This window comes from Myxococcus sp. CA056 (genome assembly GCF_013336715.1).
In the GTDB taxonomy this organism is placed as follows: domain Bacteria; phylum Myxococcota; class Myxococcia; order Myxococcales; family Myxococcaceae; genus Myxococcus; species Myxococcus llanfairpwllgwyngyllgogerychwyrndrobwllllantysiliogogogochensis.
The window spans coordinates 837,635-860,656 of sequence record NZ_JABUMT010000001.1; the positions used below are offsets into that span (position 1 = coordinate 837,635).

At 70.5% G+C, this 23,022-nt stretch carries 19 protein-coding genes; 10 read left to right on the forward strand and 9 right to left on the reverse strand.

Translation table 11 applies throughout. The features are described from left to right. Window positions 1–11: 11 nt before the first annotated feature. The 3 genes from HUA76_RS03395 to HUA76_RS03405 all read right to left on the reverse strand — a co-directional run bounded on the left by HUA76_RS03395 (window position 12) and on the right by HUA76_RS03405 (window position 4,304). A complete protein-coding gene (locus tag HUA76_RS03395; RefSeq protein ID WP_174459975.1) occupies window positions 12–2,993 on the reverse strand; it encodes a CHAT domain-containing protein in 2,982 nt (993 codons plus the stop codon). Continuing rightward, a complete protein-coding gene (locus HUA76_RS03400) occupies window positions 2,990–3,547 on the reverse strand; it encodes an RNA polymerase sigma factor (protein WP_246137869.1) in 558 nt (185 codons plus the stop codon). The genes HUA76_RS03395 and HUA76_RS03400 overlap by 4 nt, the downstream gene beginning before the upstream one ends. A 199-nt stretch (window positions 3,548–3,746) precedes the next feature. Continuing rightward, a complete protein-coding gene (locus HUA76_RS03405) occupies window positions 3,747–4,304 on the reverse strand; it encodes a TspO/MBR family protein (RefSeq protein WP_141649192.1) in 558 nt (185 codons plus the stop codon). A gap of 125 nt (window positions 4,305–4,429) precedes the next feature. Between HUA76_RS03405 and HUA76_RS03410 the strand changes: the two genes are divergently transcribed. The 4 genes from HUA76_RS03410 to HUA76_RS03425 all read left to right on the forward strand — a co-directional run bounded on the left by HUA76_RS03410 (window position 4,430) and on the right by HUA76_RS03425 (window position 9,333). After that, complete coding sequence (locus tag HUA76_RS03410; protein WP_141649193.1) at window positions 4,430–5,020, forward strand: DUF924 family protein; 591 nt, start codon at window positions 4,430–4,432, stop codon at window positions 5,018–5,020. A gap of 250 nt (window positions 5,021–5,270) precedes the next feature. Next, the gene (locus HUA76_RS03415) at window positions 5,271–7,727 is read left to right on the forward strand and encodes a CHASE2 domain-containing protein (RefSeq protein ID WP_174457472.1); all 2,457 of its coding nucleotides are present in this window, start codon (window positions 5,271–5,273) and stop codon (window positions 7,725–7,727) included. A 20-nt stretch (window positions 7,728–7,747) separates the two neighbouring features. Next, the gene (locus HUA76_RS03420; RefSeq protein ID WP_174459976.1) at window positions 7,748–8,338 is read left to right on the forward strand and encodes an SH3 domain-containing protein; all 591 of its coding nucleotides are present in this window, start codon (window positions 7,748–7,750) and stop codon (window positions 8,336–8,338) included. After that, window positions 8,338–9,333, forward strand: coding sequence for a M48 family metalloprotease (locus tag HUA76_RS03425; RefSeq protein ID WP_174459977.1), 996 nt, complete (start codon window positions 8,338–8,340; stop codon window positions 9,331–9,333). The genes HUA76_RS03420 and HUA76_RS03425 overlap by 1 nt, the downstream gene beginning before the upstream one ends. Before the next feature lie 47 nt (window positions 9,334–9,380). Here the strand turns inward: HUA76_RS03425 and HUA76_RS03430 are convergent, their stop codons facing one another. Genes HUA76_RS03430 through HUA76_RS03440 form a run of 3 tightly spaced genes read right to left on the reverse strand, consistent with a single transcriptional unit; the run spans window position 9,381 to window position 13,676 of the window. Continuing rightward, a complete protein-coding gene (locus HUA76_RS03430; RefSeq protein WP_174459978.1) occupies window positions 9,381–10,598 on the reverse strand; it encodes an extensin-like protein in 1,218 nt (405 codons plus the stop codon). An 8-nt stretch (window positions 10,599–10,606) separates the two neighbouring features. Then, window positions 10,607–11,566, reverse strand: a complete 960-nt coding sequence (locus HUA76_RS03435) for a ParA family protein (RefSeq protein ID WP_141643416.1) — start codon at window positions 11,564–11,566, stop codon at window positions 10,607–10,609. Between the two features lie 40 nt (window positions 11,567–11,606). Next, on the reverse strand, window positions 11,607–13,676 hold the full coding sequence (locus HUA76_RS03440; protein WP_174459979.1) for a HEAT repeat domain-containing protein: 2,070 nt from the start codon (window positions 13,674–13,676) through the stop codon (window positions 11,607–11,609). Window positions 13,677–14,373: 697 nt separating this feature from the next. Here HUA76_RS03440 and HUA76_RS03445 point away from each other — a divergent pair. The 3 genes from HUA76_RS03445 to HUA76_RS03455 all read left to right on the forward strand — a co-directional run bounded on the left by HUA76_RS03445 (window position 14,374) and on the right by HUA76_RS03455 (window position 16,664). Next, window positions 14,374–14,733 carry a helix-turn-helix transcriptional regulator gene (locus HUA76_RS03445; RefSeq protein WP_141643418.1) on the forward strand — a complete coding sequence of 120 codons (360 nt, stop codon included), beginning with the start codon at window positions 14,374–14,376 and terminating at the stop codon, window positions 14,731–14,733. 201 nt (window positions 14,734–14,934) lie between these two features. Then, window positions 14,935–15,831, forward strand: coding sequence for a fatty acid desaturase (locus HUA76_RS03450; RefSeq protein ID WP_141643419.1), 897 nt, complete (start codon window positions 14,935–14,937; stop codon window positions 15,829–15,831). Window positions 15,832–15,911: 80 nt separating this feature from the next. Then, entirely contained in the window at window positions 15,912–16,664 is a 753-nt protein-coding gene (locus HUA76_RS03455; protein WP_371817332.1) for a helix-turn-helix transcriptional regulator, read from the forward strand. An 18-nt stretch (window positions 16,665–16,682) separates the two neighbouring features. Here HUA76_RS03455 and HUA76_RS03460 read toward each other — a convergent pair whose 3' ends face one another. From HUA76_RS03460 to HUA76_RS03470, 3 genes are read right to left on the reverse strand one after another with little or no spacing between them, the layout of a single operon-like run. After that, entirely contained in the window at window positions 16,683–18,032 is a 1,350-nt protein-coding gene (locus HUA76_RS03460) for an ATP-binding protein (RefSeq protein ID WP_174459980.1), read from the reverse strand. 9 nt (window positions 18,033–18,041) lie between these two features. Beyond that, on the reverse strand, window positions 18,042–18,647 hold the full coding sequence (locus HUA76_RS03465) for a glutathione S-transferase family protein (protein ID WP_141643421.1): 606 nt from the start codon (window positions 18,645–18,647) through the stop codon (window positions 18,042–18,044). Next, window positions 18,644–19,276 carry a phospholipase D-like domain-containing protein gene (locus HUA76_RS03470; RefSeq protein ID WP_174457478.1) on the reverse strand — a complete coding sequence of 211 codons (633 nt, stop codon included), beginning with the start codon at window positions 19,274–19,276 and terminating at the stop codon, window positions 18,644–18,646. Before HUA76_RS03470 ends, HUA76_RS03465 begins: the two co-directional genes overlap by 4 nt. 114 nt (window positions 19,277–19,390) lie before the next feature. Here HUA76_RS03470 and HUA76_RS03475 point away from each other — a divergent pair, with 114 nt between their 5' ends. From HUA76_RS03475 to HUA76_RS03485, 3 genes are read left to right on the forward strand one after another with little or no spacing between them, the layout of a single operon-like run. Beyond that, the gene (locus HUA76_RS03475; RefSeq protein WP_174459981.1) at window positions 19,391–20,071 is read left to right on the forward strand and encodes a TetR/AcrR family transcriptional regulator; all 681 of its coding nucleotides are present in this window, start codon (window positions 19,391–19,393) and stop codon (window positions 20,069–20,071) included. Window positions 20,072–20,100: 29 nt separating this feature from the next. Next, window positions 20,101–21,555, forward strand: coding sequence for an aldehyde dehydrogenase family protein (locus HUA76_RS03480; protein WP_174459982.1), 1,455 nt, complete (start codon window positions 20,101–20,103; stop codon window positions 21,553–21,555). Window positions 21,556–21,580: 25 nt separating this feature from the next. Beyond that, window positions 21,581–23,020, forward strand: a complete 1,440-nt coding sequence (locus HUA76_RS03485; RefSeq protein WP_174459983.1) for an aldehyde dehydrogenase family protein — start codon at window positions 21,581–21,583, stop codon at window positions 23,018–23,020. Window positions 23,021–23,022: the final 2 nt, after the last annotated feature.

Consider the following 23,022-nt stretch of genomic DNA (forward strand, 5'->3'; position numbering starts at 1 on the left):
GTGAGGCCGGGCTATTCGAAGACGACGACTGTCTTCACCCAGCTGTCGGGCCGCGCGGACAGCTCGCGCAGGCGTTCATCCCGGAGCGCGGTGGCGGCGCTGGCGCCGGCGCGGATTCGCTCCATGACCCGCGCGAAGAAGGGCCCGGCTTCGGCGTCCGGGATGTCGATGGGTGAGGCGATGACGGCGCGCGCGCCCGCCTCCGCGAAGGCCACCGGAAGGCTCCACGGCGCGTGGAGGTACGGCGCCGTCCTCGCGGCCTGGCAGGCGCCAAGCAACACCACCGGCGCGCCCTTGAGCTTCTGCTTGCGCACCTCGCCCGCGGTGAGCGCGTAGCGGCCACCGGCCTCGGGCGCCATCACCAGCAGCGATGCATCCGACACGCCCAGGTTCACCAGGCCGTGCGCGTGAATCTCCACCTCGGTGGCCTCGGCCAGCTCGGCCAGCAGGCGCGACGGCGTGGCGGCCGCGCCCGTCAGCTCCACTCGGCGCGCAGACGGCCCCCCCGACAGCTCCCAGCTGCGCAGCCGGGGCAGGCGCAGCGAGGCGGGGGCATCCACGTCGTAGACCACCAGCGGGCGCGGCGCGGACACACCAGGCGCCGTGGGCTTCCGGCCCGTGTCGTAGCTCCAGGCGAGCTCCGGCGGCAGCAGGCCCGCCTGACCGTGGACCGGATAACGCGCGAACACATGCACGTGCTCGCAGGGCTTCAGCGCGGAGGCCATCGCCGGAGGCACCAGCGCGGCGACGTCGAAGTCGGGCGAGCGGCGGCTCGCGTCCTGATGGCCGAGCAGCTCGCCCGCCGGGCCGCGCGCGGCGACCAGGGTGCGCTCGTCATGCACCTCCACGCCCAGCGCGCAGCGGGTGGGGGCGGCGACGCCCGTCTCTTCCGCGAAGAGGGTCAGCGCGCCCGCCCAGTCGCCGGTGGAGCCCGCATCCAGGATGAGGGACGAATAGCTGTAGGCGCGGGCCTTGGCGGCCACCGGGTCCTGCGAGCCCAAGCGCGCGCCCTCGTCGATGGCCTTTCGCAGGAGCGCGCGGCCCGCCTCGCGGTCCGAGCCGATGACGGCGCGCCCCTCGATGTGCGTGGCGATGACCTTCTCACCCGGACGCAGCCAGCCCGCGGCGTCCAGCTTCTTCAGACCCTCGCGCACCTGCTCCACGTCCCCGGGCTTCGGGTCCAGGCGAGCGAGGTCCGCCAGCACGAGGCCGCCGTTGAGGAAGAACGGCACGTCGCAGCTCGGCGCCTTCTGGAGTTCCTCACGCGCGGCTTTCGGCTGGAGCGCGAAGACATGCAGGGACGCCAGGCTCTCGTGGACATGTCGCCGGGCGGAACAGCTCCTGTCACGCAGGGCCTGCTCGCCCAGATAGGCACGCGTCAGGGCGAAGGCGTTGCGGAAGCGCGCCAGGTCGCCCAGCACCAGCAGCAGGTCCGCCTGGAGCTTCCACTCCTGCGACTGACGCGCCCACTGGAGGCCCGCCAGGGCATGCTCGCGCGACTCCACCAGTCGGTGCTCGTCCTTGTAGATGTGCGCCAGCAGGTGCTCCAGCTGGCCGCAGCGGTAGTCCGCCTTCGCGCTCTCGCACGCCGACACCGCGCGCAGGAGCCGAGCCTCGGCGCCGGCCAGGTCGCCCCGGGCATACTCGGCCAGGGCGCGCTCGCGCTCCACGTTGAGCGTCAGCCACGCGTCGCCGAGCGACTTCGCCGCCTGCTCATACACGTCCAGGTGCGCCGGCAAGCCACCCGCCAGGGGCAGCAACCCCAGGAGGATGTCCTGGTGCGCGGACCCGGCGAACTCCTTCGCGAGCGGCGCCAGCTTCGCGCCATCGAACTTCCCCAGCAGCACGTCGCGGAACCGGGCGGCCAGCGGCGCGCGGCGCTGGAAGTCGAGGGTGGCCACGCGCTCGGCGTAGCGCGCCATCGTCTCCCCGCCGTAGTGCGCATCCAGCACCCGCGCGAGCGGCAGCAGGGCCCTCACGCGCTCGGCGGACGGGGCCGTCCACACCGCGATGTTGAACCAGTTGCGCGCCGTGCCCGGCACCGCGCGCGCCACCTCGTCGGGGAAGGGCGTGCCTTCCAAGGCCAGCACCCGGCCGGCCTGCTGCGCGGACTCCCACGCGCCCCGTCGCCCGTCGAGCTGACGCCGCAGCACCGCCGCGCGCTCCTTCGCCTCCTGCGCCCAGCCCACCTCACCGAGCAGCGCCACCGCGTCGAAGGCCTCCGCCGCCAGCGCGTCCAGCCCCAGCTCGTGCAGCACCAGCGCGCGGTTCCACAGCGCCTGCGGGTGCTGGGGGTGCTTCTCCAGGACGCCGTCCAGGAGGATGAGGGCCGACTCCAGCTCGCCCTTCGTCAGCGCCACCACCGCCCTGTCGCTGTCCACGTCCGGTGACGAGGACGCGCGTTGCAGGTAGTCCGCCGCCTGCTCGCGCTCGCCGCGCAGCAGGTGTCCCACCGCCAGGCCCTGCAGGTCGCCTTCGGCCTCCAGCTTCGCCAACATCTGGAGGGGCACCAGCTCCCGGGGGCGCTCGTCACCGGAGCGCAGCACGCCATAGGGCCGATGCGCGCTCGCGCCCACCCAGCTCAGTCGAGCCTCCATCGAGCGCGTCGGCGCCAGGGCGAGCAACTGCGTCTCGTCGCCCCCCGTGTTTCGGGTGCGCAGCACCACCACCGCGAAGACGGCGGCCAGCGAGCCGGACAGCGCGGCGGCGGCCACCCAGTTGCGACGGCGGCTCCACGCGGGACGGAAGGCCCTCACGGGCGCGGCCTCCACACGGGACGCAGGCGCCACGGCTCCACTCACGGCCGCCTTCGCGTCCACTTGCGCCAGCTGCCCCCCGAGCGCCTGGAGCTGGAGGATGTCGTCCAGGTCCGCCTGACACGTCTCGCACGTGCCCAGGTGCTCGCGGAACGCATCGGCCTCTTCCACGGACAGCTCGCCGTCCGCGAAGGCATGCACCTGGTCGTGGATGTCCATGGGCTCCGGAGCGCTCATGGCGTCTCCGCCTTGCCGGTGCCACCGGGCATCAACAGCTCCTTCAGCTTGCGGCGCGCGCGGATGAGGCGCGTGCCCACGGTGGCCTTGGGAATCCCCAGGCGCTCCGCGATTTCCTGGTAGGGGCGCCCCTCCAACGCATGGAGGCGGTACACCGTGGAGAACTCCTCGGGGATGCGCTCCAGGGCCTCGCGCAATTGCTCGGGGCCAATGGCGGCCCATGCGGGCGCGGCCTCGGGCTCCGGCGCGGCGATGCGCTCCTCCAGCTCCTCCGCCGACACATCCGAGCGGCGCTCACGCGTCCGGGAACGACACCGGTCGATGAAGAGGTGATGGAGGATGGTGAAGAGCCACGCGCGCCCGTCCGTGCCGGGGCGGTAGCGGGCCAGGTTGCGCAGTCCGCGCTCGAAGGTGTCCTGGACCAGGTCCCTGGCGTCCGTCGCGTTTCCGCACAGTCGGAGCGCCGTGGCGTGCAACGCCGCCTCGTGCTCCCGGGCGAAGGCCGCGAACCAGCGGCTGTCCAGGGTCGGCGTTGAGAGGGGCCTGCTTTCCACGTGGGGTGCAGGCTGGACCGTCCTGTCCGTGCCCGTCAAGCCCTGAGACCGTGCTCGGCGGGGGAGTGCGACGGGTATTTGCAGGGCGAAGGCATCCATGGCGGCTTGCCCCACTCAACGCCGCCCCCCCGCCATCTTCCCGAAGGAATTTCCGGGCGAATTCATCCGCCCCCATCGGGGCCCTCCAAGCGGACGGGCTTCAGGCCCCCGCCTGGGGATTGCGCCGGACGATTTCGCCATTGAGGACGTTGGCGAAGCCCACCCATGCCAGATACGGCGCCACCAGCCACGCGGCGGGCCGGTCCACCTCGCGCGTGGCGGCGATGTAGGCACCGATGCTGCCCAGCAGGGCCACGTTGTCCGCCAGGGCCTGTCGGGGCTGATGCCGACCGAAGAAGAGCCAGGACCACGCGGCATTCAGGCCCAGTTGCACCCCCCACCATCCCAGCGCCCGGGAGCGAGAGGGCCCCGCGGGTGCCGTCCACACCCGCCAGCCGGAGATGGCGATGAGGGCATAGAGCGCCGTCCACACGGGCGCGAAGGCCTTGGGCGAGGGCTGGAAGGGAGGCTTGCGCAGGTGTCGGTACCAGCGGGTGTCGGCGGAGCTGTGTCGTGCCCCCAGGACCGCTGCGCCCAGCGTGAGCGCGCCAAAGGCGCCCAGCGCGATGACGGACTCGGTGCGCAGCGTGGGGTTGAGGGCGGCGCGCTTCACCGGCCCCGGAACGGTTCGCGTCGAGGGCTCCCACGGGGTGTGCATTGGACGTTCTCCCACGCGCGATGCGCGCCAGTGTTCGGTGCAAGGTGGTGATGGCCCGCATCGCCCGCCACCCCTGTTGACTGTTGGCGGGTGGGCGCTCTATCGAGCCTTTGGGGAGGAACGACATGGTGAGCGCGGAGGAAGTGCTCGACTTCTGGTTCGGTCAACCGGCGGACCCGGCTCGCAACCCGGCCTGCATTCGTCCTCGCGCCGCGTGGTTCCGGCGCGACGCGGCCTTCGACGCGGAGTGCCGGGACCGCTTCCTGGACGCCCACGAGCGCGCGGCGGCCGGGGAACTGAGCGCCTGGCGGAATGAACCCCGCAGCAGCCTGGCCCTGGTGCTGCTCCTGGACCAGCTACCCCGCAACATCTTCCGGGGCACGCCGCGCGCGTTCGCCACGGATGCCATGGCGCGCTCGGTGGCGCGTCACGCGCTGGCGCGGGGCCTGGACCTCACGCTGCCCTCCGTGTGGCGCTGGTTCATCTACCTGCCCTTCGAACACAGCGAGGAGCTCTACGACCAGCGGCTGTCGGTCTCCCTCTTCGAGATGCTGACGCTGCATCATTCCGGCAGCCACGAACCGCTCGACTACGCGAAGCGCCACCTGGATGTCATCGCGCGCTTCGGACGCTTCCCGCACCGCAATGATGCGCTGGGCCGGCCGTCCACGCCCGAGGAGACGCGCTTCCTCCAGGAGCCGGGCTCGTCCTTCTGACGGGCGCCGCGCGCTCCCGACGGGCCCAAGGCCCTCACCTGGGCCCGTGCCTGAAGACCGGCGCGAATAAGCCGGGCGCGCGTGCGTCCGACGCCGGGCGAGCACTCGTGGGCTCGTCATGTGCGCTCGTCACATGGATGTGAATTCAATGTATTCGTGATTTTATCAGCGTCCTTCCGGCCGGGGAGATGCCTGACGCGAGTGCGTGCTGGGTTAGTGTGACGACCCACGCACATCGCAAGAGGGGGCCGTGGCGGGAGAGACCTGGAAAATCATCCGGCTGCGCTGGCGCAACCACTGGCGGTTGATGCTGGGCGTGGCGGTGTTGTCCACCGCGCTGGCGGCGCTGGCGTGGCGCGGCGGCTGGCTGGACGACCTGGAGCGCGGCGCGTACGACCAGGCGCTCACCACGTTCACCGACGGGCGCGGGAAGTCTCCCCACGTGTCGGTGGTGGTCATCGACCAGTCGACGCTGGACGGCATCCGCGCCAACGAGCGCTATGCGCTCAACTTCGGTAGCTGGCCCTACAGCCGCAACCTGTGGGCCCGCGTGGTGGAGCAGTTGGAGGCGGAGGGCGCGCGCGCCGTCGTGTTCGACGCGGTGATGGACGAGCGCTCCTCCGACGAGTCCACGGACCTGGCCTTCGCCCAGATGCTGCGCGACACACGCATCCCGTTCTTCCTGGGCGTCTCCACCAACGCCAACGCGCAGCCGTTGCCGCGCGCGGACTTCGACCAGGTCCCCGCCTCCCCGCTCGCGCCCCTCCCAGCCGCCCCCGTGGCTTCCACCGATGAGGCGCTTCCCCGGGAGGCGCTGCCGCCCGAGCACGCCGAGGAGACGTTCCCGGACGAGGGCGCCGCGGAAGCCTTCCCCGAAGAGGGGGGCGCCGGGTTCGCGGACGCGCCGAAGGACAGCGCCGTCGCCTCCGTCACGCCCGAGCAGATGGCGCGCACCCTCGCCTTCCCCGTGCGCACGCGGGGCTTCACCCTGGCGACCCTGGATGGTCGGGACGTCGATGGTGAGACGGCCGAGTCGACCGCCGGGAATCACGCGCACGCCCTGCGCCATCCCGTGCCTCCCATCCCCGTGCTCGTGGGCGCGGTGGATGGCTTCGGGTTGGTGGACACGGAGACGGACCCCGACGGCTTCATGCGCCGCACACGCTTCGCGTACACGGACGGCGTCAACGCGTACCCGACGCTGCCGGTGCGAGTGGCCGCGGGCCTGCTGGGCGTCAGCGAGGTGACGCTGTCCGGGCGCAAGCTGCGGCTGGGCAGTCGGACCTACGCCGTGGACACGGACGGGGGCGCGGCGATTGATTACGGCGGCGGCGAGCTGCACGAGCGCTTCCACACGGTGCCCCTGCTGGACGTGCTCGACGGCTGGGTACACCGGGACAAGGGCCAGCCCTCGAAGCTTCCGTCGGAGGCGTTCCGGGGCAAGGTGGTGGTCATCGGCGGCACGGCGCTGGGACTCAGCGACATCAAGGCCACGTCCTTCCAGGCGGAGGTGCCCGGCGTCATGAAGCAGGCAGCGGTGCTGGAGACGCTGCTCGGCAATGGCCGCTTCATCACCCGGACGCCGCTGGCGGTGGACCTGACGCTCACGTTGCTGGTGGCGCTGGTCTCCGTTGTGTTGCTGATGACGACGCGCTGGACGCCGCTGGAAATCCTGTGGCCGGTGGCGCTGCTGCTGGGCATGTCCCTGGTGACGGGGCGATTCCTGTCCTCGGGCACGCACGTGCTGACGGCGCTGCCGTCCATGGCGGGGCTGCTGGCCAGTGTCACGGCGGTGGCGTTCAACCACCTGGTGGCCAACCGGGAGACGGAGTTCGTTCGCGCCGCGTTCAGCCGCTTCATGGAGCCCAAGCTCGTGGAGCAGATGATTTCGGAGCGCAAGCTGCCGAGGCTCGACGGAGAGAACGTCGAAATCAGCGCCTTCTTCAGCGACATCCGAGGCTTCTCCACCTTCAGCGAACGCTTCAAGGAGGACCCGCGCAGCCTGGTGCGCATCCTCAACACGTACCTGACGCGGGTGAGTGGCGTGCTGTTGAAGGAGGGCGGGTGCCTGGACAAGTACATCGGTGACGCCGTGGTGTGTCTGTTCGGCGCGCCCATGCGCCAGGACGACCATGCGGTGCGCGCGTGCCGGGGAGCGCTCGCGGCCAAGGCGGAGGTGGACCGGATGCGCGAGGAGTTCAGCGCCAAGGGCCTGCCGGATGTCTACACGCGCATCGGCGTCAACTCGGCGGTGAACTTCGTGGGCAACTTCGGCAGCGAGCAGCTCTTCAGCTACACGGCCATCGGCGACGGGATGAACCTGGCCGCGCGGCTGGAGGGCGCCAACAAGGCGTATGGCTCCGTCATCATGATTGGCCCGCGCACGTACGAGCTGGCGCGCGAGCACATCGAGGTGCGCGAGCTGGACCGGGTGCGGGTGGCCGGGAAGACGGAGGCCGTCACCGTGTACGAGTTGCTCTCGCTCAAGGGAGGCCTGGATGCGCGCAAGCGGGCGACGGTGGAGCGCTACCACGCGGCGCTGGCCGTGTATCGCGAGGCTCGCTTCGACGAGGCCGTGTCGATGCTGGAGAAGCTGGGGACAGAGGACCCCGACGACGGACCGACGAAGGCGTTGCTGGAGCGTTGTCACAAGTATGCGAAGGCGCCGCCGCCGGATTTCGACGGCGTGGCGAGCCTGGACAAGTGAGCGGGAAAGGAGTCGGAGCGATGACGATGAGAACGAGCGCGGCCGGGGTGGCCCTGATGCTGGCGCTGCTGGCACTGGGCCTTCCGAGCCTCGCGTCGGCGGTGGCCGTGGGGGGCTCGCTGTACGTGAAGGCGAAGAACACACGGGTGATGGAGAGCCCCTCGCCCACGGCGAACGCGGTGGTCATCCTCCAGCCGGGTGAGCAGGTGAAGTGGGAGGGCGCGGACCCGAAGAACAAGCAGTGGCACAAGGTGAAGACGGCGGCGGGGAAGAAGGGCTTCGTCTTCCAGTCGAACCTGTCCACCACCGCGCCCAACATGGAGCTCGTCGTGGAGGACAAGGGCAAGCGCCAGGTGAACCCCGCGGGCTTCGTCGCCAGCGGCGCGGCGGTGAAGGCGCTCAGTCCCGGCGCCGTCGAGTACGGCAACAAGAAGGGCGGCGACCACAAGCAGGCGGTGGCGCAACTGCAGAGCCTGGAGAAGAAGGCCAAGGACGTCTCCACCGCGGACATCGCGAAGCACGTGAAGGACGCGGGGCTGTTCCCCGTCGTGGGCGCCGAGGCCACGGCGAAGTCGGGCGCGGCGAAGAGCAAGTCGAAGGGGGGCACGTGATGCGCGCGCATTGGCGGACGGTGGCGCTGGCGGGCCTGGGCCTCCTGGCCTCGTCGTGCAAGGGGGTGACGTGGGCGCAGGTCGCCCAGAAGGCGGGGACGGTGGTGAACGACTCGGCGGCGGCGAAGAAGGAGCGCGCCTCCTGCGAGAAGCTGGACGTGGAGCCCACCGTGACGGAGGAGTACGCCATCGGCAGTGCCATGGCCATCCACTGGGTGCAGGGGGGTGGCGGGTTGATGGCCCCGACGGACGGCGCGAAGGGCACCGGGGTGCACGACCTCCACGAGTACCTCAACGTCGTGGGGAAGAACCTGGGTGCGCAGTCCGCGAGGCCCACGTTGGAGTGGACGTTCGGCGTGCTCAACGACGACAAGAACTTCAACGCCGTGTCCACACCCGGTGCCTACGTCTTCGTCACCCGGAAGCTGCTGTCGGAGCTGGGCAACGAGAGCCAACTGGCGGGCGTGCTCGCGCACGAGATTGCCCACGTCGTGCTCAAGCACTCCATCAAGCAGTACAACGCCGCCAAGGTGAGCCTCTGCAAGACGGCCGTCACGATGGAGGCCGGCATCCCGGGCGCCGGGGGGCTCATCGCGTCGACGGACAGCGGCGGCAACCTGGACCTGGACGGCGACTCGGCGCTGCTCGGCAGCCTGACGGAGAAGGTCATCGAGTTCGCGGAGAGCGGGAACGACAAGGAGCAGGAGTACGAGGCGGACCTGCTCGCCGCGAAGATGATGCTCTCCGCCGGCTATGACCCGGACGAGTACATCGTGCTGCTGCGCAAGACGACGGATGGCTCGCGCCTGGGCTCACGGCACCCGAACAAGGCGGACCGCGAGAAGCGACTGGTCGCGTTCCTCAACGGGCTCAAGTCCTCGCAGGGGGAGTTCGCGGAGCTGTCGTTGCAGGGACTGCGCAGCCCGCCGCTCAAGCCGGAGCTGGTCGCCGCCCTGAAGAGCCCTTCGCGCGGCGTGGCGAAGGACGGGAAGTAGGGACCCGCTTGGGGCGCCCGAAAGGGGGCGCCCCGGGTGGAGCGACTTCAGCGCGCGACGGCCTGGCTCAGCGCGCGGTGCACGGACTCCAGGGCCTTGCGCGCCTCGAGCAGCTCGGCCCGCTCCGCGGTGAGCGAGGCCACCTGCTGGGCCAGCACGTCCCGCTCGCCCTGGAGCGCTTCCACCGCCCGGCGCAGCGAGGTCGACTCGTCCTTGGCGGACTCCAGCTCACCTGCGAGCCGCTCCTCCTCGGCGAGGCTGTCCACCAGGGCCTGCTTGCCGCGAGACACCGCCTCCTCGAGCGCCTCGTGCTCCTTCGCGGAGGCCTGGAGCGCCTGACGGTTCTCCTGGAGGGACAAGAGCGCCTCGTCGCGCTCACCTTCCAGCGCGGCCAGCTCCCGCTCCAGGTCCGCCAGCAGCTTCACGCGGCCTTCCATCTCGGAAGACAGCCGGCGCGCCTCGTCCATGCGCAGCCGGGCTTCCTCGGTGGCCTTCTCCGCCTGACGGCGCGCCACTTCCAGCTCCTGCGTGAGCGAGAGGTTGGCGGCCTTCACCTTCACCAGCTCCGCCTGGAGGTGGGTGATGCGCTCCACCGCGCGCTGACCCGCCTCGGCCACCGTGGCCGGGAGCGGCTCCGGACGCGGATTCTCGCGCACCGCCTTGAGGCGTGCCTTCAGTCGCTCGCGACGCGCTTCGGAGTCATCCACCGGCTCCTCACGCGGAGGCGCGGGCGTCTGCACCTCCATCTCCTGGGGCGGGGCTTCGACGCGGGCCACCGGCTCGGCGACCATCGCGGTGACATGGGGGAGCGAAGCGTGTGACGAGCCCTGCGTCATGGAGTGGGCCTCCTGAGAGTGCCCGGCCGCGAAGCCGTCCAGGTGGAACGCAACGGCGGGAGGAGCCGCGAAGGTGACAGGCACCTCGCCTGATTCGTCCTCGAAGCGCGCCGACTCCGGCTCCGGAGACGCATAGGTGACGGGCTCGGAGGCCTGCGAGGTGAACACCGGCTCCCGGGCGCGCGGCGCCTCCTGCGAGCCCAGCGCCACCTCCATCGCCTCGGCGGCGGTGGGGCGCGGGGCGCGGGCTCGCTCGATGCGGGCGCGGACCTCGGCGGACAGGTCCGCGGAAGGAGGCTCGGGCGGGGCCGAGGCGGCGGGCTCCTGCTCGGAGGGAGCGGACTCGCCCGGGTCGGCGACGCCGGTGAACGCGCCCAAGCGGAGGCGCGGCTTGGCGCGAGACACGTTCTGTTCGAAGGCTTTCTTCATGGCGAATCTCAGCCGGCCTGCTGGGTGCCCTTCTTCGGGGCGGCGGCGGCCGCGGCGACCAGTCGCGGCAGGACGTTGTCAATCATGGCCTGGATGTCGTTGGCGCCCTTCGACGTGGGGTCCGCGACGAAGACGGGGCGCCCCTCGCTGGAGGCCTGCGCGAACTTGGTGCATTGCCGGATGATGGTCGGCAGCAGGAACTCCGGGTAGTGCGTCTGGAGCGCTTCCAGCGCTTCCTTCGCCAGCTTGAAGGTGGCGTTGAAGGAGTTGACCACGATGAAGACGTGGTCGAGCACGTGGTTCAAATCCTCCTCCAGGCTCTGCACCGTTTCGAACAGCAGCTTGAGGCCGTGGAAGGAGAGGAAGTCCGCGAGCACGGGGACGAACAAGTCGTTCGCCGCCATCAGCGCGTTGAGGTTGAGCAGGCCGAAGGACGGGGGCGCGTCGAAGACGACGACGTCGTACTGGGCCTCCACGTCCTTGAGGGCGTTGCGCAGCTTGAACTCGCGGCCGGCCATGGGCATCAGCGAGAGGTCCATGGTGGACATGCTGAGGTTGGACGGGACGAAGTCCAGGTTGGGCAGGGAGGACTTCTGGATGACCTGGACCAGGGGCGTCTTGCGCACCAGCACGTCGAGCAGCGTCTTCTCGAACTCCTCGCCCTCGTAGCCCAGGCACTTGGTGGCGTGGCCCTGGCTGTCCAGGTCGATGAGGAGGACCGAGTAGCCCAGCTCCGCGATGCGCCACGCGTACGAGGTGGACAGGGACGTCTTGCCGGTGCCGCCCTTGAAGTTCAGGAACAGCTGCCGGCGGTGGCCAATCTTGTCCGGGAAGCGGTTGAGGGTGGTGCGCAGGTCCCAGACGTCGTCCGGGGTGTACACGTCCTTCCTCGCGTCCTCCGGAATGGCCTTCGGAGACACGCCGAGCATCTCGGCCACCTGCTTCGAGCTGTATGTCGGCGCTTCCATGAACGACCCTTCGAAAGACGTACGGGACGGATACCTTGCCTCAAGCGGCGAAGTATTTGTGTCCCCTTCGGACCACGGAGCCTCGGGCTGATAGCAGGGTGAGTGCTTCCTGGGCGAGTTCCACGGGGGCCCCCAGGGCGGTCGTCAGCTCGGCGAGCGAGCGTCCGCGCACCGCCACGCGGACCTCCATCAGCATCTGCGCACACAGGGCCTCGACGGGAGAAGCACCCGAGCGGCCCGAGGGGGGACGTGCTTCCGCGGCGCGCGGCGCGGGCTGCGCGGGAGCGGCGGCGGGCACGGGCGCGGGAGCCCCCATGGCCACCAATGCCGCCTGCACGGGGGAAAGTCGAGGTGAACCCACGGGCCGGGCGGACTGAGGCGCGGCGACAGGCGGGGCCATCGGCTGCATGGGCGTACCCGCCGCCGACTGTCCCGGAGCGCGCTGACCCGACTGCGCGGTGGGGGACAGCGGCGCGGAAGGCGGAGGCCCACCGGCATGCATCGGAGCGCCCCCCTGCCCCACGAAGGCCGGTGCGGAGACCTGTCGCGCGCCTGCCGAGACCACGGCCTGCGGCGAAGCGGCGGAACCCGCGGCCTGCCGGGCGCCCACGGCAACCACGGCCTGGGGCGAAGCGGCGGAGGCACCCGCGCCCTGCACCGCGCCCACGAAGGCCATCCCGTGTGCGGCGCCAGCGGGAGCCACGCCCGCGGAGGTCACCTGCGCGGAAGCCACCGCCTGCGCCGGAACAACCAGGGTCCGCGCGACCATCGGTCGAGCCGCATCCTCCAGCCGGGCGCGCACGGGCTTGACGGGCAGCGTCGCCAGCCGGCGAATCTCGCGGCGCCGGTGCGTATCATCGAGCGACACCACCGCGGACACGTCGTGGCCCAGGATGCGCGACAGGCTCTGCGCCGCCGCCTTGCGCACGCGCGGCTCGCGGTCACCCAGCGCCTCCAGCAACAGCGTGCGAGCGTTCTCCCCGCTCCCAGCGCCCAACGCGAGCGCCGCCAGCGAGCGCACCTCCGAGTCCGCGTCGTGGATGGCTTCCTCGCCCAGCCGCCGCGCCGTCTCACCCTCCAACCCCAACGCCAGCAGCGAGGCCCTGCGACGCACGGAGCGGTCCGGGTCCTTCATCGCCTGCGCCAGATGCGGCGCCGCGTCCCGAGGCGCCAGCGTCAACAGCGCCTTGAGCGCCGCGATGCGCACCTCCGGCACTGGCGAGGACAACAGCGGCGACACCACCTGCGCGCCCTCTTCCCGGCACAGCGCCGCGAACGCCTGGAGCAACGCCACCTGCGCCGCCGAGTCCGTCTCCGCGTGCAGCGCACTGGCCAGCGCCGGAGCAGCGGCCGGCTGGGACAGCGCCTTCAGTCGCTCGGCGGCACGAATCCGCGCGGCGGCGTCCGGCGCCGACAGCTCGCGCACGGAGAACCCGAACAGCGACTCGTCCGTCGGGGCTCCCACGCGCTGTCCGGACAGCTCCGCCAACTGCGCCGGGCTGACGCCGAGCCGCCCCGCATGGAGGAAGCGCTGGGCCTCGCGAGCCACCGGAGACAGCCCCTCCAGCAAGGGCTCCAGCAACGCGGGCCGCGCCGGCGCGCTCGGAGCGGCGGCAGCGACAGCCTGTGCCTTGGCGGAGGCCTCGGAGAGCGGCACGGCGGGCCCGCGCATGGGCACCTTGACGAGCGTCGAGGCCACGCGGTCCGACTCCCCGCGCAGCAGCGCCTCGCTGCGAAGCTGGGAGATGAACGACGCCAGGTCGAACCCCAGGTCGTCGTCCTCGTCGTCGCCGTCCTTCGTCGACGTGCGCAACCGACTGGCGTTCAGCAACCGGTCCATGAGCTGGTCGCGCTCGCCCCGCAGCGCCTGCGTGAGCCGCACGGACTCCTCGCGCTCCGCCTGGAACCGCCCGGCGCGGACCTCCAGCTCCGCCACCTCACGGCGCAGCTCCAGCTCCCGCTGATGCGTCTCCGTCAGCTCACGCTTGAGGTGCTCCATCTCCTCGCGCGTCGAGCCCAGCTCGCTGAGCAACTGCTCCGCGCGCGCCTCGAAGTAGACAATTTTCTCGAGTGCGCTCTTGAGCAGCGCGTCCGGACGCTCGTCGCTCACGACCTCAACGGCCCTCCCCGCGAGGCAGCGCGGTGCACCCCCGACCCACCGGGGGGGCACCCACCCTACGTCAGACGTCCCACCTTCGTAAACCACGGAAACACCAGGGCTTTTCCGTGAACTCCCGGCCTCTCCATTGACAACGCCGCGCAGGCCGATTTTTCGGCCTCGGAGGTGAACACCGTCTTTTCATCGCTCGCCGACGGACGCGCCAGGCCCGCTGAACACCTGCACCGTGAGTGCGGCCGTGGGTCGGGTGACGTTGAGCACCGGACGTCGCTCCGGAGCGACGCCCACGGTGAGCCGGACGCATCCGGAAAGCGCTCCGCGTGAAGCGCCGCCCGCACGCGCGCCGCGCTGATCCACATGCATCGCGCGCTGATCTCCCGCGGGCCGATTTTTCGGCCTCCCGCGGCATCCGACGACTTCCGCGTCCACCGCCCGCGGGGTGACTTCCGAGCGCGTCGCACCCCACTTCCAGAGCCCTCCGCGAGCGGCCTCGGACACGTGTCCCGACAGGCTCCGAAACGCCTCCGGTTTCAAGCGCTTTCGCACGCCCTTCCGGATGCACCTGAATGTCAGACCCCACCCGTAGTCTGTGTTCCACGAGGCAAGGAACTCGCAGTCACTTCTCTCCGGTACCTCTCCGCCAAGGCGCGGGGGGAGAAGCCCTCTTTTCGACAGGTTTCCGCACGCCATGGAACAACGATTGGCCACCATCATTGGAAATGCAGTTCGCGCGGCGCGGCAGCGGCTGGAGCTCACCCAGGCCGACGTGGCCGAGCGCGTGGGAATCGCCACCGAGGTGTACGGGCGGCTGGAGCGCGGTCACATGCTCCCCAGCGTCCGCACGCTGAGGAAGCTGTGTCTGGTTCTCAACTGCTCGTCGGACGTGCTGCTCGGCATGTCTGGCGTGGAAGGCGCGCCCACGCTCGCCGAGGATCCTCCGGAGTACCGCGAGCGTCCCGAGGTGCGCCGCCTCTTGCGCACCGTGCGCAAGCTGGATGCGCCCCGGCTGCGGCTGTTGGGACAGGTCGCCAACGCACTCGAGACGTGAGCACCCGCAGCACGCCCGCGATACGCTGCTTCCATTCCGCATCCGTGGAAGACAGCGAGCGCGGGCGGAATCAGCACCGGGGCGAGGTGGACCCGGGTTGAAACGGATTGAGGGGGACGACGCTGAAGGTTGCGCGTTTTCGCAAGCGCTTGGCGCATGGAATGAAGCGGCGAGGCAGGCGCGAGCCTACCTTCGGGCTTCATGACTCGCCCCTCCCCCGCCCCCGCTCTCGACTTGCCGCAGCTCGCGGTACACGCGCTGTGGTGGGTGTGGTTCCCTTCCTTCCTGTTGAGCTGGGACCACCTGGGCCTCTGGGGTCGCGTGGGCATGTGCGCCGTCGGCTGGGCGGTGCTGTTCTGGAACTACGCCGTCCTGCACAACCACATGCACGTGTCCATGGCGCGCCCCCGGCTGGTGAACTGGGTCGTGTCCCGGACGCTGGGCCTGGCGTGCGGGTTCCCCTACCGGGGCTACTACATCCACCACTTCAACCATCACCGGTACAACGACGGCCCGGGGGACTGGGGCCAGCGGCGGCCGGGTGAAGGCGCCCTGCGTTATTGCCTGCGCTCGGCGCTGACGCCGTGGTTCTGGCCGTTCGAGGCGGTGGCCAACGTCTGGCGGTGGGCCAAGAAGCGAAACCAGCGCACGGAGCTCGTCCTCGACTTCCTCGTCGTGGACGGGGGCATCCTGGCGGTCATCCTCTGGCGGCCGGCCCTGGGGCTGGCGTGGTGGGGGGTGCTGCTGGTGGGGCAGGTCTGCATCCACTGGCTCAACCTGGCGGCCCACTTCGAGACGGATTCCACCCAGCGGGGGGCCCTGGGCACCACGTCCACCTCCCGTCTGTACAACCTGTTCTTTTTCAATGCCGGTTATCACCAGGCCCACCATGTGAAGCCCCAGGTGCCCTGGCGGGAGCTGCCGGGGACGACCCAGGAGCTGGCGGGTGCCTCGCTGGTCAGGCCGGAGCTGGTGACTTCCCTGTCCCCCATCAATCCCTTCTGGGTGGCCAAGGTGGCGAAGCGCTATTCTGCCGAGCCGTGCGATCGGCAGACGGCGTCGACGATTACTTCAGGGACCCCCACGGCCGTTACCTAGTCGGGGAAGGCTTCCTGCACTGGTACGCCTCGGCGGACCTGTGCGGCTTCATTCTCTGGGGGCGCCCCTCGGAGAGCCATGTGCGCCGGCTGGTGCATGTGCTCGACGTGGAGCTGGCCCCCGCGGCGCCGCATGCGTCGCTGGTGGACGCGCGCCGGCTGGAGGCGGCGGACCCGGCGGCCTTCGCGGTGCTGGTGAAGTACATGCAAGCGCGCGAGAAGTCCTTCAGCACGTCCGTGCAGCGGCAGGCCCTGGTGCGTCCGGAGGGCGTGGCGGGCGCGGTGGTGGGCGGCTTCTACACGCTGCTGACGGGCGCCTATCCCAGCAAGGTGTTCACCGACCCGGCGAACGCGCTCGCGTGGTTGGGCCAGCCGGAGGGCCGGGCGGCGCCGCTGTTGTCCAAGCTGAATGATCTGGTAGCGGAGGCCACCGGCCAGTCGCCGCTCTTGCGCGAGCTGCACCAGGCGATGCGCGGCAAGCTGCCGGACATCAACCTGTCGGACGTGGCCCGGGAGATGGGCATGTCCGAGCGCACGCTCCAGCGCCGGCTGAAGGAAGCCGGGACGTCCTTCCAGGCGGAGCTGAACGCCGTGCAGGTGCGCATGGCGCAGGCGCTCCTGCTGGAGACGGACATGAAGCTCACCGCCGTCGCGGTGGAGGTGGGCTGCGCGTCGCTGCAGCACTTCAGCAGCCTGTTCCGCAAGCTGGTGGGGGACTCCCCCAGTTCGTGGCGCGAGCGGCAGCAGGGCAAGACGTCCGCCGAGGCGAGTCCCGTGCTCGAGTCCGCCGTCGCCGCACCGGAGCCCCGCCGCGACGGCTCCTCGGGCGAGTAGCCGCGCCGAGGAGCGCGCTCAGCTCGGACTTGGACGGTGCTCCGGAGTCGGGGGCGCCGACGGCAGGTGCAGCGTGAAGCACGCGCCTCCCTCCGGACGGTTCGCCACCGACAGCGTGCCACCGACGCGGGCCAGGTACTCGCGACACAGGGCCAGCCCCAGGCCGGTGCCCTTGCCGGGGGCCTTGGTGGTGAAGAAGGGCTCGAAGAGGCGCGACAACGCGGCCTCCGGAATGCCCGGCCCGTTGTCCTCCACCTCCAGTCGCACGCCTCCAGCTTCAGCACGGGCTCGCAGGACGATGCGCGCGACGCGCGGAGGCTGCGCGGAGTCCACCGCGTCCGCCGCGTTGAGCAGCAGGTTCAACACCACCTGCACCAGGTGTCGCTGCCCCAGCCTCACGCGGCTCAGCTCCGGCGACAGCTCCCGCACCACCTGCCCCAGGCTCCGCAGCCGCACCGACGCGAGCCGCTCCGCCTCGTCCAGCGCATCGACCACGCCGCACGCCTCCTCCGTCTCCACCGAGTCCCGGGAGAAACGGCGCAGGTCGGTGACAATCTGCTGGATGCGCAGCACCCCCTGCTGCGTCTCCTCCAGCACGCGCCGCATCTCCTCCAGGTCCGGCGTCGGCTCCTCGACGACGTCACCCAGGTAGCCCAGGTTGGACTTCACGTAGGCCAGCGGGTTGTTCACCTCGTGCGCCACGCCCGCCGCCAGTCGCCCCACCAGCGCCAGCCGCTCCGTCTCCGCGCGACTGACCTCCGCTTCCGCCCTCAACCGCTCACTGCGCGCCAGCCGCTCCAGCACCGCCAACCGCTCCCGCACGGCCTCGCGCTCCGCGTCGCGCATGCGTTGAAACAGCTTCCCGCTGAAGACCGAAATCCAGGCCATGAAGAGGAAGACCGTCACCTGGCCAATGAGCTGTCGCTCCGAGCCACCCGACAGCCACGACGCCAGCACCACGCCCACCAGCGTCAGGACGACGGACGCCCACACCGTCACCAAATCGCCCGGCGTGAAGACGGCGATGATGAGCGGCATCGCGAACAGCAGCGGGAACAGCGGACTCGCCAGCCCTCCGGTGAAGTGGATGTCCAGCGCGAGCGCGGCCAGGCTGAAGACGCCGCCCACGGTGCTGGCCCGCTGGGACGGCAGCCAGCGCGAGCCCGCCGCCAGGGCACATGCGACGAGGAGGGCGGCCCAGCCCACGTGGATCAACGCCACCTCGGGGACGAAGCCCCCGAACAGCAGCGGATGCGTGGTCAGCGAGAGCAGCAGGACGCCCGCGGAGACGATGAAGCCCCTGCGCTTGAGCCGCAGATGGGTTTCGAGCTCGGAGGCCGAGGGACTGGGTACGACGGGTAGATGCACGGAGCCGTCCTACTGCTGGGCGCGCTGCGCGGCGGGACGGGCCATCTGCCGCTCCACATAGGCGCGCAGGGCGGGGAAGTCCTCCAAGAGCCCCATGCCCCCACCCCAGTTGAGGATGGATGCCATCACCACGTCCGCCGCGGTGAAGCGCTCGCCCACCAGGAACGGCCGCCCCTTGAGCTTCTCCTCCAACATGCGGGCGATGTCCGTGAAGCGCTTCTTGCCCCGGTCGGCCTCCGCGGGCACGCGCTCGTGCTCCGGCAGGAAGCGGCTGTGCGCGGAGTACGCGGACAGGGGCGGCTCCATGGTGGCCATGCAGAACATCATCCACTGGTAGTACTCGGCGCGCTCCACGGTGCCGAGCGCCGGAGCAAAGCCCTTGTCCGGGAACTTGTCGGCGACGTGCAGGAGAATCGCGGCCGACTCGAAGACCGCGTGTCCGTCATCCTCCAGCGCGGGCATGGAGCCCATGGGATGGACGCGCAGGTACTCGGGGCTCTTGTGCTCTCGCTGGAGCAGGTCCACCGGCACCAGCTCGTAGGGCACGCCCAGTTCCTCGAGCAACCAGCGGGGGCGGGTGGCGCGCGTGTGCTGGGCGAAATAGAGCTTCATCATCGTCGTCGGGACTCCGAGGTGTGTCGCTTGAGCCGGCGAGCCTTTCCGAGCTGCACGGCGCCGCGCGAGCTTCGCATCTCGCCCCTCCTCGCGGGTGCGGGGATTATTGGATCCGGGCACACCGCGCGCAGCTTGCACCCCCTGCATTCGGCCCCACTCCACACCGCCTCGTAGAGCGCCGTCACCCGGTCGATGACGTCGAAGTCCTCCGTCACGAACCCCAGTTCGAAATTGCGCACCGCGTCGCCCTTCGCGCCCAGGCCCGCGCCCGTGAGGTTGGCGCTCCCCAGGTAGGCCCACGCCCCGTCCACGACGACCGCCTTGAAGTGCACGCGCGGGCAGACCTTCAGCTCCAGTCCCCCCGCCACCAGCCGGGCCCGCTCGTCGAAGGCCGCGCGGAACGGACGGCTCGGCAGCTCCGCGTGCAAGAGCCGCAGCGACAGCCCTCGCGCCGACAGTCCGTCGAGCACCTCCACCAACGGAACGAAGCGCCCCTTCGACTCCACGTACATCGCCTTCACGTTCGCCGTCGCAATCCACACCGACTCGCGCGCGTGGAGCAGCTTCTCCAGCACCACCTCCCGATACAGCTCACTGCCGGACAGCAGTTCCGCCTGGATGGGACGCATGAAGGCCATCCTCACACACATACCTACCGCCCTCCAGTCGGAGCCCATTGTCCGCCGCTGGAAACTGACCTCCAGTCACTTGACGACTGACCCGGGGTCACCTAGCAATGACCCATGGTCAGCAATCCGGGGGTGAAGGGGGAGCGGGCGGCGCCTCAGCGGGCGCGCAAGGACGAGGACAAGGAAGCGCGACGTCGGCTGCTCCTGGATGAAGCGCTGGCGCTCTACGCGGCCACCTCCTACGCGGAGGTGAAGATGGCGGACGTGGCGGAGCGGGCCGGCCTGGCCAAGGGGACGGTGTTCCTCTACTTCCCCACCAAGGAGGCGCTGTTCCTGGCGCTGCTGGAGGACCTGCTCTTCTCCTGGTTCGCCCGACTGGATGCGCGGCTGTGTCAGCCGGACGCGCCGTGGACGGGCCCCTGGTTGGCCCGCTCGGTGGCCCAGTCGTTGGAGGCGGAGACTTCGCTCACGCGGCTGCTGGCGATGCTGCAGACGGTGCTGGAGCAGAACGTGTCCGTGGAGCAGGCGCGCCGGTTCAAGGAGCGGCTGCTGCAGGCCATGCTGCACATCGGCGCGCTGCTGGAGGCGCGGCTGGACTTCCTGCGTCCGGGCGAAGGCCCCCGGGTGCTCGTGCATCTGCACGCGCTGGTGACGGGCCTGCGGCAGATGGCGGACGTGGCGCCCGTGGCGCGCGAAGTCCTGGCGTCACCGCACATGGCCCCCTTGCGAATCGACTTCACCGCCGAGCTGACGGCGGCCCTCACCACCCTCTTGCGCGGGCTCGAGTCCCGCTGAAACACGTCACCACACCCCAGGAGCCAACCATGCTGGAGCTCGTCCCCGTCGCCACCGAGTCGAAGCCCTCCGCGGACCTCGCGCGCATCCAGGCCGCCTTCCAGGCCCAGCGCGCGAATCGCTGGGTGATGTCCCGCACCACCACGGCCGAGCGCATCGCCCGGCTCAAGCGGTTGCGCGAGGCCATCATCGCCCGCCGCGACGAGCTGGCGGAGGCCATCCACCAGGACTTCCGCAAACCCGCGCTGGAGGTGGAGCTGACGGAAATCCACCCGACGCTGGAGGAGCTGAACCACACGGTGAAGCACCTGTCGTCGTGGATGAAGCCCACGCGGGTGGGCACGCCGATGCTGCTCGCGGGCTCCTCCGCGCACGTGCGCTACGAGGCGCGCGGCGTGGTGCTGGTGCTGGCCCCCTGGAACTATCCCTTCCAGCTCCTGATGGCGCCGCTCATCGCCGCCATCGCCGCGGGCAACACCGTCATCTGCAAGCCCAGCGAGAAGACACCGCACACCGCGCGCTTCCTCTCGCGGCTGGTGCGCGACGTCTTCCCGGAGAACGAGGTCGCGCTGTTCGAGGGCGGCGCGGAGACGGCGGAGGCGCTCCTGGAGCTGCCGTTCGACCACTTCTTCTTCACGGGCAACCCGCGCATCGGCCGCAAGGTGATGGAGGCCGCGGCGAAGCACCTGGCCAGCGTGACGCTGGAACTGGGTGGCAAGTCACCGGCCATCGTCGACGAGACGGCGGACGTGCGGGCCGCGGCGGAGCGGCTCGCGTGGGGCAAGTTCATCAACGGCGGACAGACCTGTGTCGCCCCGGACTACGTCTTCGTTCACGAGTCCCGCCAGCAGGCCTTCATTGACGCGCTCAAGGCGGTCATCGCCCGCTTCTACGGCGCCACCGAGCCGGAGCGGCAGGCGAGCGCGGACTTCTCGCGACTGGTGGACGCGACGGCGTGGCGGCGGGTGAAGGACCTGGTCGACCGGACGGTGGCGGCGGGAGCCAAGGTCGAGGTGGGCGGGGTGGCGGACGGGCCCTCGCGCTACCTGGCGCCCACCGTGCTGACGGGCGTGACGGCGGACATGGCCATCATGGAGGGGGAAATCTTCGGGCCGGTGTTGCCGGTGATGACGTACCGCTCGCGCGACGAGGTGTACGCGCACATCCAGGGTGGGGAGAAGCCGCTGGCGCTCTACGTCTTCAGCCAGGACAAGCGGGCCATCGAGGACGTGTTCCGCAACACGACCTCCGGAGGGGCGGTGGTGAACAACGTCCTCATCCACGTGGCGAACCCGAACCTGCCCTTCGGCGGGGTGGGAATGAGCGGCCTGGGGCACTACCACGGCGTCTACGGCTTCCGGACCTTCAGTCACGAGCGCGCCGTGTCGGTTCAATGGATGAAGTCGCTGGCGGCGGTGTTCTTCCCGCCGTACCGCGGAAAGGCGCAGGAGTGGGCCTCCCGCGCCAGCCGGCTGTTGGAGTAGGCCCCACACAGCCAGAGGAGCCGGGATGCGCGTGGTGAAGCAGGAGGAGGAGCTGATTCCCCGGGGCATGCAGGAGGCGTTCGACCGCCTGCGGGCCCGGCGCTGGGACGTGGCGCGGCGGGGCCCCGGCGAGCGGCTGGCGAAGCTGGAGAAGCTCAAGGCGCTCATCGTCGAGCGGAGGCAGGCGCTCGCCGACGCCATCCACGCGGACTTCCGCAAGCCGCCCGCGGAGGTGGAGGCGACGGAAATCCTCCCGGTGCTGATGGAGCTGGAGCACGTGCGCAAGCACCTCAAGGCGTGGATGAAGCCGCGCAAGGTGACGACGCCGCTGGTGCTCACCGGGACGACCAGTCACGTGCGTCACGAGGCGCGCGGCGTGGTGCTGGTGATGGCGCCATGGAACTACCCGTTCAACCTGCTGCTGATGCCGCTGGTGGGCGCGGTGGCGGCGGGCAACACCGTCATGTGCAAGCCCAGCGACAAGACGCCGAACACGTCGCGCTTCCTGGCGGAGCTGGTGCGCGACACGTTCCCCGAGGACGAGGTGGCGCTGGTGGAGGGTGGCGCGGAGGTGGGCGAGGCGCTCTTGCGGCTGCCGTTCGACCACTTCTTCTTCACCGGAGGGCCGCGCGTGGGGCGGCGGGTGATGGAGGCCGCGGCGAAGCACCTGGCCAGCGTGACGCTGGAGCTGGGCGGCAAGTCGCCGGCCATCGTGGATGCATCAGCGGATATCGAAGCCGCGGCGGAGCGGGTGGCCTGGGGCAAGTTCCTCAACGGCGGGCAGACGTGCATCGCCCCGGACCACGTCTGGGTTCATGCGTCGAAGGAAGAGGCTTTTCTCGCGGCCCTGAAGGCGGCGCTGGAGCGCTTCTACGGGCGCTCCGAGGAAGCGCGGCGCGCGAGCTCCGACCTCTGCCGGATGGTGGATGACGGCGCCTTCGCGCGGGTGCGCGGGTTGCTGGACCGCACGGTGGCGGCGGGAGCGCGAGTGGTTGTCGGCGGCGGCGTGGACGCGGAGACGCGCTTCATCGCGCCGACGGTGGTGGCGGACGTGGCACCGGATGCGCCGTTGATGGAGGAGGAAATCTTCGGGCCGGTGTTGCCGGTGTTGCGCTTCGAGTCGCTCGACGAGGTGGTGACGCACGTGCGCGCGGGCGGCAAGCCGCTGGCGCTCTACGTCTTCAGCCATGACGAGGCGGTGGTGGAGCGGCTGCTCCAGGAGACGAGCGCGGGCGGGACGTGCATCAACGCGGTGGTGTTGCACAACGTGAACCCGAACCTGCCGTTCGGCGGCGTGGGCGCGAGCGGCCTGGGCGCGTACCACGGCGAGACGGGATTCAAGACCTTCAGCCACGAGCGCGCGGTGCTGCGCCAGGGACGCACGTCCCTGGCGAACCTGTTCTTCCCGCCGTACACCGGCAAGGCCCGGAAGCTCGCGCGACTGGCGAGCCGCCTGTTCGAGTAGGC